The 7,831-nt window shown below is 62.6% G+C and carries 9 protein-coding genes; 2 read left to right on the top strand and 7 right to left on the bottom strand.

Annotated features, from left to right (window positions below; translation table 11 throughout):
• Nucleotides 1-126: 126 nt before the first annotated feature.
• On the bottom strand, nucleotides 127-918 hold the full coding sequence (locus tag NKI73_RS25470) for a GGDEF domain-containing protein (RefSeq protein WP_292176943.1): 792 nt from the start codon (nucleotides 916-918) through the stop codon (nucleotides 127-129).
• 129 nt (nucleotides 919-1,047) lie between these two features.
• Entirely contained in the window at nucleotides 1,048-1,992 is a 945-nt protein-coding gene (miaA, locus tag NKI73_RS25465) for a tRNA (adenosine(37)-N6)-dimethylallyltransferase MiaA (protein WP_352633690.1), read from the bottom strand.
• On the opposite strand from miaA, the gene serB reads away from it, so the two are divergent.
• A complete protein-coding gene (gene serB / locus NKI73_RS25460; RefSeq protein WP_352633688.1) occupies nucleotides 1,982-2,869 on the top strand; it encodes a phosphoserine phosphatase SerB in 888 nt (295 codons plus the stop codon). The genes miaA and serB overlap by 11 nt on opposite strands.
• Complete coding sequence (locus NKI73_RS25455) at nucleotides 2,866-3,429, top strand: GNAT family N-acetyltransferase (RefSeq protein ID WP_352633686.1); 564 nt, start codon at nucleotides 2,866-2,868, stop codon at nucleotides 3,427-3,429. Before serB ends, NKI73_RS25455 begins: the two co-directional genes overlap by 4 nt.
• Here the strand turns inward: NKI73_RS25455 and NKI73_RS25450 are convergent, their stop codons facing one another.
• From NKI73_RS25450 to hflK, 5 genes are all read right to left on the bottom strand, one after another.
• Nucleotides 3,430-3,690 (bottom strand): pilus assembly protein HicB, encoded by a 261-nt coding sequence (locus NKI73_RS25450; RefSeq protein WP_352633684.1) that lies wholly within the window; start codon nucleotides 3,688-3,690, stop codon nucleotides 3,430-3,432.
• 41 nt (nucleotides 3,691-3,731) lie between these two features.
• Entirely contained in the window at nucleotides 3,732-5,249 is a 1,518-nt protein-coding gene (locus NKI73_RS25445; RefSeq protein WP_352633682.1) for a DegQ family serine endoprotease, read from the bottom strand.
• Nucleotides 5,250-5,497: 248 nt separating this feature from the next.
• Nucleotides 5,498-5,686: a DUF2065 domain-containing protein gene (locus NKI73_RS25440; RefSeq protein WP_352633681.1), complete on the bottom strand. Its 189-nt coding sequence runs from the start codon at nucleotides 5,684-5,686 to the stop codon at nucleotides 5,498-5,500.
• Between the two features lie 6 nt (nucleotides 5,687-5,692).
• Complete coding sequence (hflC, locus tag NKI73_RS25435) at nucleotides 5,693-6,661, bottom strand: protease modulator HflC (RefSeq protein ID WP_352633680.1); 969 nt, start codon at nucleotides 6,659-6,661, stop codon at nucleotides 5,693-5,695.
• The gene (hflK, locus tag NKI73_RS25430) at nucleotides 6,661-7,785 is read right to left on the bottom strand and encodes an FtsH protease activity modulator HflK (protein ID WP_352633678.1); all 1,125 of its coding nucleotides are present in this window, start codon (nucleotides 7,783-7,785) and stop codon (nucleotides 6,661-6,663) included. The genes hflC and hflK overlap by 1 nt, the downstream gene beginning before the upstream one ends.
• Nucleotides 7,786-7,831: the final 46 nt, after the last annotated feature.

The raw sequence follows: 7,831 nt of genomic DNA, 5'->3' as shown, positions 1-7,831 counted from the left end.
GAGCGCAAGCGATCCGATCAAACCATCTCAGCCAATACTTGCAAGCAGGGGGCCGTCCACATATGAGCACCGGAAGCGCAGAAAGTCGCGTCAGGCGACCGGCCTCATGAATTCCTCTTCGGGATTTTAGGCGCAGACGCGGTTGCGGCCTTGCCTCTTCGCCTCGTAGAGCTGGCGGTCGGCGCGGCGATAGAACTCCTCCGCCGTTTCCTTGCGGTCCCAGACGGCAAGCCCGACGCTGGTGGTGATTTTGAGGCGGACATTGCCTGACAGCACCGACATGTTGGCGATCGCCTTGCGGATACGCTCGGCAAACTTGCCCAGAAGGTCGGCATCCATGTTGGGCGTGACCACCGCGAACTCCTCGCCACCCAATCGCGCCACCACGTCGTGGTAGCGTGTCATATCCTTGAGGCAGCTCGCGACGGCCTTGAGCACCTCGTCGCCGACATCATGGCCGTGGGTATCGTTGACCTGCTTGAAATGGTCGAGATCGAGGATCATCAGCCCGACGGGCTTTTCGATGCGCCGGAACTCCTCGAGATACTCCTTCAGCGCGTCATCGAAATAGCGCCGGTTCTGCATGCCGGTCAGGCCGTCGGTCAGCGCCGCATGCTCGAGTGTTTCCGAACGCGCGCTGAGCGAGACCGTCATGGCGCGCAGCTTGCCTTCTTCCGTCGCCTGTTTTCGGATCAGCGGGTAGATGAAGAAAATGCCGAAGAACAGCGCGGTGGCCAAAAGCACGCCGGTCGCGAACAAAAGCTTGTTGAGATAGATGACCTTGTCCAGACCCGAAGCCGTATGTAGCTCGGTGGCGAAGGATTGCAGAAGCCCATAGGCATGCAGCGTCACCAGGCCAGCGGCCAGGATCACGAAGATAAAGACGAAAAATGCTGATTCCGCCTTGTGGAAACGCATCTGCTCCCCGTTGGAAAAGTGCCCACTGACCTTATGGCATGGGCGGGCTTACGGAGGGTTAATTTGGACAACCGCAACGAGAACCTTTCCTTGCAAGTAAACTTTTCAGGTTGCAATGGGAATAAGCAATCAGATCGTGGTTTCCACATCATCACCGGGGTGCACTCTTTGCCATTCCGGCCCCAGCTGATGCCTGAACCAGGTCGTCTGCCGCTTGGAATATTGCCTGGTCGCGATCTTGGCGCGTTCGATCGCCTCGGGAAATCCAATCTTTCCGGCCATCGCGGCCTGCAGTTCACGAACGCCGATCGCCTTCATCGCCGGCAATTCGGGATCGAGGCCAAGCGCCGCTAGAAGCTTGACCTCGTCTAGCGCGCCCTTGTCCAGCATCTGGTCGAAGCGTTTTTCGATGCGGCCGACCAGCGCCGCCCGGTCCGGCTCGATCACGAAGAAATGCGCGGTCTGCCTGTCGATGAGCGGATGGCCGCGTTCTGCCTGCCATTCCCGGATCGAACGGCCCGACGCGTCGAGCACCTCCAATGCCCGCACGATGCGCTGGCTGTCGGTTGGCTTGAGCATCATGGCGGCCGCCGAATCCTCACGCAGCAGCAGGCTGTGCAGCTTGACGGCGCCCTGCTCCTTCAATTCATAGCGCCAGCGGTCCCGGACCCGCTGCGGAATGTCGGGCATTTCCGAAATGCCCTCGGCAAGCGCGCGAAAATAGAGCCCGGTGCCGCCGACAAAAATTGCCGGCCGTTTGGAGAGCGCACCGTCGTCGATCAGCTTCATCACGTCGCGCAGCCAGGCGCCGGTGGAATAGGCTGTGGACGGGTGGACGTGGCCGTAGAGAAAATGCGGCGCGCGAGCGAGGTCGGCCGCTTCCGGCCGGGCGGTCAGCACGTCGAGAACAGAATAGCCCTGCATGGAATCGGTGTTGACGATCACGCCACCCCTGCGCTCGGCCAGATCGAGCGCCAGCGCCGACTTGCCGCTGGCGGTCGGCCCGGCTATCAGGATCGCGTTCTTCACGCGGCCCTCGCCCGCCTGTTCGCCGGAATGTTCCATGCCGCTCATCGCCACGCTTGTTTCCCGTCCCGCCGACCGCGCTTTGTCGCTGTCGCTTGCGAATATGGCGTCACGGTCGGTCGGCGCAAGCGCTGTTGTCTGGCTGGCCGAAGGGATAGCCTGCGATCTTGTCCTGCCGGAGGCAGCCGACGACGCCGAAACGAGTGCCGCCTTGCACGCAGCGCTTGCCGACGATCCGGTCGACGTAATCGTCCAGCAGGCCGAGACCCGCCGCAAAAAGATCCTGATGGCCGACATGGACTCAACCATGATCGACCAGGAATGCATCGACGAGCTGGCCGACGAGATCGGCGTCAAGGATCGTGTCGCCACCATCACAGCGCGATCGATGAACGGCGAGATCGCTTTCGAACCGGCTCTGCGCGAGCGAGTGGCACTGCTGAAAGCCCTCGACGCCGCCGTAGTCGACCGCATCGTCGCCAATCGTCTGACGCTGGCCTCCGGCGGCCGCGCGCTGGTTCAGACAATGCGGGCCAATGGCGCCTGGACGGCACTCGTGTCCGGCGGCTTCGAGGTCTTCACGACGCGAATCGCGGCCATGCTTGGCTTCCACGAGGACCGCGCCAACCGCCTGCTCGAACAGGATGGCCGCTTCACCGGGCTGGTCGGTGAACCGATCCTCGGCCGCGCCGCCAAGGCCGAAGCGCTGATCGAAATTTCAGCGCGCCTTGGTCTGACGCCCTTTGACGTCATCGCCGTCGGCGACGGCGCCAATGATCTCGACATGATCCGCCTGGCCGGCATCGGTGTCGCGCTTCATGCCAAGCCGGCGGTGGCTGCACAGGCAAAGGTTCGCATCGACCATGGCGACCTGACCGCATTGCTCTATTTGCAAGGTTACAGGCAGGAAGAGTTTGTGCAATGAAACCAATGCGTACCGAGCGCCTGATCCTGCGCAACTGGGAGGATCGCGACCGCGCGCTGTTTCACCGGATCAATTCCGATGAACAGGTGATGGAGTTCTTTCCGTTCCGCCGCGACCGTGCCGCCACAGACGCCAAAATGGACGAGTTCCGGACCTGGATCGCTAAGGATGGCTACGGTTTCACCGCCGCCGAGATTGTCGCCACCGGAGAATGCATCGGCTTCATCGGCCTCTTCGACACAGATCATTTGCCGTTCCTTCCGGCTGGCACCGTCGAGATCGGCTGGCGACTGGCCCCTGAATTCTGGGGCAAGGGCTATGTCACCGAAGCGGCGGAGGCATGGCTTGCCTATGGTTTCGAAACGCTTGGCCTCGGCGAGATTATTTCCTTCGCCGTCGCCGACAACAGGCGCTCGATCGCCGTCATGGAACGCCTCGGCATGACCGCCGACCCGTCCGCCGATTTCGACCACCCCGGCATTCCCGACAGCCATCCCGCGCTCAAGCGACATGTGTTGTACCGGCTGACTGCCAAGAATTGGCGAAAGAAACGTCGCTGATCAATGTCGATCAGGCGGAAGCTCATCGCCAGGTTGCGGAGGTCCGGCAGCAACCCGCTCAAGCAGCTTTCCAAAATCGTCAGCGGACGCATCGCCTGTCCGACGACGCAGGAACTCGGCCGCTGTTTCCATTGCCCCAACTTTCTGCGCCACGGCCGAAGCGATCCACTGATTGAGCGACACGCCATCGGCCTTTGCCAAGCGCGTGGCGGCCTCCTTGACCGAAAGCGGGAGTTTCAACGGATAAGTCGCTTTGCTCATGTTCGAAATCCTTCCAGGAACTCAGCCGCTGGCTGCTGACTTCAGTCCATTCGGATCGTCACGAACCTGAGTTCACCGGTCTTCGATGCCAGCATCAAGAGCGCATTCTTGCGCCCCTGTTCCTTCAAGGCGCCGATCCGGTCCATGACATCCTTGGGCGTGGCGACCGATTCCTGTGCGATCTCGGTGATCACCTCACCAGGCTGAATGCCGCGCTCGGCGGCAGCAGAGTCCTTGGTGACATCGGTGATGACGACGCCGGAAACATCGGCCGCAATGCTGAACTTCTTGCGCGTCTCGTCGTTCAGTTCGCCGACCGTCATGCCGAGCACCGAAGCCGTGGAAACGTCCGGCGCCTTGTCACCCTTGTCCTGGTCGGTATTGCCACCCTCCTCGCCGCTGGTGAGCTTCTCGCCATCCTCGAGCCGGCCGAGCGTCACTTTCACGGTCTGCTCGACGCCCTTGCGCACGATGAGCACATCGACCGCCTTGCCGACCGGGCTTTCGGCGACAACACGCGGCAGGTCGCGCATTTCATGGATGTCCTTGCCATCGAACTTGACGATGACGTCGCCGGCTTGGATAGTGCCATTGTCGACCGGACCGCCCTTGATGACGCCGGCGACCAGCGCGCCCTTGGCAGTCGCCATGCCGAGGCTCTCGGCGATGTCGTCTGTCACCGGCTGGATGCGCACGCCGAGCCAACCGCGCCGCGTCTCGCCGAACTGGCGCAACTGGTCGACGACGCCCGAGGCGAGCTGCGAAGGAATGGAGAAGCCGATGCCGATCGAGCCGCCGGACGGCGAAATGATGGCGGTGTTGATGCCGATGACCTCGCCGGCGCTGTTGAACAGCGGGCCGCCGGAATTGCCGCGATTGATCGCGGCATCGGTCTGGATGAAATCGTCATAGGGGCCGGAATTGATATCGCGGTTGCGAGCCGAGACGATACCGACCGTCACCGTGCCGCCGAGGCCGAACGGATTGCCGATCGCCATCACCCAGTCGCCGACACGCAGCTTGGTGGAATCGCCAAACTTCACCGCCGTCAGCTTGTGTCCTTTCGGATCGACCTTCAGCACCGCGACATCTGTCTTGGTGTCGGTGCCGACCAGCGTTGCCTTCAAGGTAATGCCGTCGGAGAAATTGACTTCGATGTCGTCGGCGTCGGCGATCACGTGGTTGTTGGTGACGACGATGCCTTGTTCGGCATCGACGACGAACCCGGAACCCAGCGACTGCACCTTCTGCCCGCTATTGTCCTTGTCGCCGCCGCGGTTCTTGAAGAAATCGTCGAAGAAGTCCTGGAAGGGCGACCCCTCTGGCAGCTGCGGCATCGGCACGGCACCCGGACCTTCGGTACCCTTCACCGTCTGCGAGGTCGAGATGTTGACCACCGCGCCGAGCAGGCCTTGCGCCAGATCGGCGACCGAAGCAGGTCCGTCAGCGGCAAATGTCGGTGTCACGAAGGACGGGACAGCGACGGCGCTGACAAGAAGTGCCGCAGCGCCCGCGACGAACGTCCGCCGTGCCGCGCGCAAAATTATGTTGGATGTCATCGAGAAGCCTCCCGGTATTCCTGAAAAGAAAAGCGCTTCGACGAAAACGCCGCGTCGCGCCATGTTGGCAAAAAATACGGCACGTTTGCGGCTATGACTATGGGCAGAGGATAAATCATCCGTTATCTCCGGATCGAAGCTCGTATCCGGATCGAAGCTCGTATCCCGGATCGAAGTTCGTATCCCAGGGATCGAAGTTCGTATCCCAGGGATCGAAGCTCGTATCCCGAGAATCGAAGCGGGCCGCCTCACATGCCTCGCACCAGCCAGACGATGCCGACGCCGATGGCGATCGCCGCCAGCCCAGCGATCCGCAACGCGTTCTCGGGCAGCGACAGCACTTCGGTGGCAAGCTTCCTGGCAAGGCCGGGAAAGCCGCCATAGACCAGACCTTCTATGACAAGGACGAGGCCCATGGCGGCAAGAAAATCCTGCACCGGCCGCTACTGGCCGGTGCTTGGCTGTGCCGCCGGCGCGGCAGGTGCCGTCGCCGGAGCGGTTGGGGCCGGCGACGCCGGCTTCGCCGGCGCTTCGCTGCCGTCGGGATTGCGGAAGAAGCGGAAGAACTCCGAGTTTGGCGACAGCACCATCGTCGTCCCGGTGTTGTCCAGCGCCGTTCCATACGCATTCATCGACCGGTAGAAATCGAAGAAGGCCGGATCGCGCTGATATGCTTCCGCGAAGGTGGCACTGCGCTGGGCTTCGCCCTCGCCGCGCAGGATTTCCGACTCTTTCTGTGCTTCGGCAACGATCTCGACCACTTCGCGATCGGCGCGGGCCGTAATGCGTTGTGCCGCTTCATTGCCGCGTGCCCTCAACCGTGCAGCTTCTGCCAGGCGTTCCGCCTTCATGCGGTCGAAGGTCTGCTGTGAAACCTCGGCCGTAAGATCGGTGCGGCGGATACGAACATCCTCGATCTGCAGGCCGAGCGACGTGGCGTCGGGCCTGAGCTGATCGCGGACTTCGCGCATCATCACGGCGCGCTGTTCGGACAGTGCGGCCTCGAAATCGCGCAGACCGTAGACGCGGCGCAAGGCAGCGTCGAGACGCGTCCTGAGCCGCGCTTCGGCCAGTTCGATCTGACCGGACACGGCGGAGCGGAAGACCCGTGGATCCGAGATGCGATAGGCGATGAAGGCGTCGACCTCATAGAACTTGCCGCCCGACACCTGGACGCGGATGTTGTCGAGATCGAAGCGCAGCACCCGGTTCTCGATCAGTTGCACCGTATCGGCGTCGAAGAACGAGAACGGCGCCTTGAAGTAGATGCCGGGCTCGCTCTTGACGTCGACGATCTCGCCGAACCTGAGCACCAGCGCCTGCTGGCGCGCATTGACCACGAAGACCGACGAATAGAGCAGGAACAGGATGACCACTGCTGCGACGACGATGATGGGAAGACGGTTGGCCATCACTGGTTACCTCCCGTAACGCCACCAGGGGCGGTCGGTGCCGGCGCTTTCGGCTGCAATGCCGGCAGCGGCAGATAGGGAAGGACCCCTTGCCCGTTGCCCTGCTCGACGATGACCTTGCTAGAATCCTTCAGAACCCTCTCCATGGTTTCCAGGTAGAGGCGCTTGCGTGTCACATCGGGCGCCTTGGCATATTCGTCATAGACCGAGATGAAGCGCTGCGCCTCACCTTCGGCTTCCTGCACGACCCGGTTCTTGTAGGCGGCCGCGTCTTCGCGGACCTGTGCGGCCTCGCCGCGCGCCTGGCCGAGCTTCTGGTTGGAGTACTGGTTGGCCTGCTCGACGAACTTGTCTTCGTCTTGCTCGGCGCGCTGCACCTCGTCGAACGCATCGGCCACTTCGCGTGGCGGTGCCGCATCCTCGATCGAGACCGCGTTGACGTTGAGGCCGGCCTTGTAGCCGTCCAGCGTCGTCTGGATGATTTCACGCACCGAGGCGGCAATGCCCTGGCGGTCGTCGCGGAAGATGTCCTGCGCCGGCCGGCGCCCGACGGCTTCACGCATGGCGCTTTCGGCAACCTGCCGCAGCATGCCATCGGGATCGGACACGTCGAACAGATACGCGCTCGGGTCGGAGACCTGATAGGCCACCGAGAACTGGACGTTGACGATGTTCTGGTCGCCGGTAAGCATCAGCCCGGACGTGTTGCCACTCGTCGCGCCACCGCCGCCAATGTCGACGAGCTGCTCGGAAATCTTGGCCGTTTCGACGGTTTCAAGCGGCCACCAATGGAAATGCAGACCGGGCTGCGACAGCTCGGTCTTCGGCTTGCCGAAGCGCAGTTCGACCGCGACCTCGTCGGGCTGCACGGTGTAAACCGCCTTGAACGCCCATAGCACCACAAGTGCCGCCGCGATCAGCGCGAAAATGGCCGGGCTTGCGCCGCCGCCGCCCGGCAGAGCGCGCCGCAGCCGGTCCTGGCCGCGGCGGATGATATCCTCGAGATCGGGAGGCGAGCCCTGTGGGCCGCTCGGTCCCTTGGGTCCCTGCCCCCAAGGTCCCTGATTGTTGCCGCCGCCGCCCCATGGGCCGCCGCCACCGCCGCTTTTGTCGTTCCAGGGCATGAATGTCCTTTCGCTTGGAATTCCCTCAAGCGCCGGTATTACGGCG

Origin of the sequence: Mesorhizobium sp. M0496, from assembly GCF_040321205.1 — a bacterium.
Classification (GTDB): Bacteria; Pseudomonadota; Alphaproteobacteria; order Rhizobiales; family Rhizobiaceae; genus Mesorhizobium.
This window is presented reverse-complemented; position numbering and strand designations above follow the sequence as displayed.

Coding starts and splice junctions, on each gene's coding strand:
- NKI73_RS25445 (WP_352633682.1), bottom strand. CDS start 5,249: ATGACATCCAACATAATTTTGCGCGCGGCACGGCGGACGTTCGTCGCG.
- hflC (WP_352633680.1), bottom strand. CDS start 6,661: ATGGCCAACCGTCTTCCCATCATCGTCGTCGCAGCAGTGGTCATCCTG.
- serB (WP_352633688.1), top strand. CDS start 1,982: ATGCCGCTCATCGCCACGCTTGTTTCCCGTCCCGCCGACCGCGCTTTG.
- NKI73_RS25455 (WP_352633686.1), top strand. CDS start 2,866: ATGAAACCAATGCGTACCGAGCGCCTGATCCTGCGCAACTGGGAGGAT.
- NKI73_RS25450 (WP_352633684.1), bottom strand. CDS start 3,690: ATGAGCAAAGCGACTTATCCGTTGAAACTCCCGCTTTCGGTCAAGGAG.
- NKI73_RS25470 (WP_292176943.1), bottom strand. CDS start 918: ATGCGTTTCCACAAGGCGGAATCAGCATTTTTCGTCTTTATCTTCGTG.
- hflK (WP_352633678.1), bottom strand. CDS start 7,785: ATGCCCTGGAACGACAAAAGCGGCGGTGGCGGCGGCCCATGGGGCGGC.
- miaA (WP_352633690.1), bottom strand. CDS start 1,992: ATGAGCGGCATGGAACATTCCGGCGAACAGGCGGGCGAGGGCCGCGTG.